The organism is Lactobacillus nasalidis (assembly GCF_016587775.1).
In the GTDB taxonomy this organism is placed as follows: Bacteria; Bacillota; Bacilli; order Lactobacillales; family Lactobacillaceae; genus Lactobacillus; species Lactobacillus nasalidis.
The window spans coordinates 1-2,049 of sequence record NZ_BOCG01000341.1; the positions used below are offsets into that span (position 1 = coordinate 1).

General features: G+C 51.7%; 3 protein-coding genes. 1 reads left to right on the top strand and 2 read right to left on the bottom strand.

The genetic code is table 11. The features are described 5' to 3' along the window. On the top strand, window positions 1-1,105 hold a 1,105-nt coding region (locus lacNas_RS06460), incomplete at its 5' end, for an SLAP domain-containing protein (RefSeq protein WP_244661431.1). Between the two features lie 81 nt (window positions 1,106-1,186). Here the strand turns inward: lacNas_RS06460 and lacNas_RS06465 are convergent. Together lacNas_RS06465 and lacNas_RS06470 are read right to left on the bottom strand one after the other, a co-directional pair. Next, window positions 1,187-1,375 (bottom strand): winged helix DNA-binding protein, encoded by a 189-nt coding sequence (locus lacNas_RS06465; protein WP_201330303.1) that lies wholly within the window; start codon window positions 1,373-1,375, stop codon window positions 1,187-1,189. A gap of 126 nt (window positions 1,376-1,501) precedes the next feature. Continuing rightward, window positions 1,502-1,849, bottom strand: coding sequence for a hypothetical protein (locus lacNas_RS06470; RefSeq protein ID WP_201330302.1), 348 nt, complete (start codon window positions 1,847-1,849; stop codon window positions 1,502-1,504). Between the last annotated feature and the right edge of the window lie 200 nt (window positions 1,850-2,049).

Consider the following 2,049-nt stretch of genomic DNA (forward strand, 5'->3'; position numbering starts at 1 on the left):
AACGGCCGCTGTCAGCTTAGGCTTCGCTGGTCTGACGCAGGCCAGCACGACCAGCGTCAGCAGCCGTTCATACGGGGTCGACGTGTCGAGCTACCAATCAACCAGCACGACCAGTTACAGCAAGGCAGGCGCCCAGTTTGTCATTGTCAAGGTCAGTGAAGGTACCAGCTACCGTAATCCAAATGCCAAAGCTCAAGTAGCCAGCGCCAAGGCCAACAAGCTTTTGCCGATGGCCTACCACTTCGCCAACTTCGGCTCAAGCACCAGCAGAGCCAAGAGTGAAGCTGCCTACGCCATTGCCAGTGCCAAGGCAGTCAGTCTGCCAGCTGGCTCATACCTGGCCTGCGACTGGGAAACCAGTTCCAGCAACTCAACCAGCGGGAGCAAGAGTGCCAACACCAGCGCCATCATGGCCTTCATGGCCAAGATCAAGGCAGCTGGCTACCAGCCCCTGCTCTACTCAGGCGCCTACCTGTTGAACAACGCGGTCAGCACCAGCAAGGTGATCGCTACCTACCCTAACTCACTTTGGGTAGCCTACTACACCAGCTCTGGCCGGATTGACGCGCCAGACTTCTCTTACTTCCCGTCAATGAACGGGGTCATCATCTGGCAGTTCACTGAAAACTGGAAGGGTCTGAACGTCGACGGGAACATCTCTGTTCTGCCGCTGTCAATCAGCTCCAGCTCTTCATCAAGCTCCAGCTCATCCAAGACGGCAGCCAGCCAAGCTCCAACAAGCAAGACCAAGAAGAAGGTCATGGCCAAGTCCTACGTTTACACTTCCGCCGGCAAGCGGACCAGTGCCTACAAGAGCGCCTACACTTACGTTTACGTAATTGGCGGGATGGTCAAGATCGGCAGCACCAACTACTACAAGATCGGGACCAACCAGTACATCAAGGTCAACAACGTTGACGGTACTGCCCGCACCCTGGTTCACAACGCTTGGACTTACAACAACAAGGGCAAGCGGGTGAAGTCAGTTGCTACCCTGAAGAAGGGCAAGCAGGTCTTCACTTACGGCGGCAAGCGGAAGATCGCCGGCAAGACTTACTACCGGATCAACGTCGGCCGTTACATCAAGGCAGCCAACGTGAAGTAAGCCGGATCGCGAATTAATTTTAGAAACAAACAAAGCTCTAATTGCCACAGCGGCAGTTAGAGCTTTTTTCATGGTAAAAAATCAGCGGTAATATTTGGTCCCCCGACCAGCGCCAACCTTAGTCAGCAAATGCCGGTCAGTCAGCTTGCGCAAAAGGCGGCTCAAACGGCTGCTGTTGATCCCAGTCATGTCAGCCAGTTCTTTTTTGGCAAGGGGCTGGTTAGGCTCCAGACTTTGCAAAATTAGTTCTTCATCTGGGCTAAGCTGCATATTTTGCTGAGCCACCGGCAAAATGACCCGTACTGACTGGCCACTGACCTTAAAGCGTGGCTGCATAGGCAGTTGGTCTAAATGTATTGTCAGTAAGGAGTATGACCTGCTGCAAAGGCGTCCCTCCTAAAAATCAAAAACAATCCCGGTATTGCACTTAATCGCCAGATTAGCATACTCCAGCATTTTCTCGTACACTGGACGAACCGTATCGTTCATTGGCCGCTTCATCCGGTCAAGCAACCACTGGCGGAAGCCAACGCACTTGTCGGGCTCAAAGAAGTCGTAATCCCCCCAGTCAAACATGGCATCAAACTTGTCCCACATCTCAGTCAAGAAGCCATCATCTTCCAAGGCTTGGGCTGTCTTTTCATCGAAGTAGTACTCAACCGATGGTTCACCATCGACATAGTGTATCTTGTATTCGTCATCGTACTTTAATGCACGATCATCTAACGCAACCAACAACCACATGTTACATCTGCTGCAAAAAATGTGTGCAATGTAGCCAAATAGTAATTTTTGACTACGTATGTCCAAAGACATGGATACAGACATTTTTCTTATTGCCGTCATCACCGGTATTCCGATATCCCAACAAGGGGGTAACCGCATTGACCAGCGCAGGTACCGAAGCACCACTCTTGCAACTTCATGGAAAGGCTCTCGCCAAT

Excerpts from the sequence above, each read along its gene's own strand:
- lacNas_RS06465 (WP_201330303.1), bottom strand. The coding sequence starts at position 1,375 with ATGCAGCTTAGCCCAGATGAAGAACTAATTTTGCAAAGTCTGGAGCCT.
- lacNas_RS06470 (WP_201330302.1), bottom strand. The coding sequence starts at position 1,849 with ATGTGGTTGTTGGTTGCGTTAGATGATCGTGCATTAAAGTACGATGAC.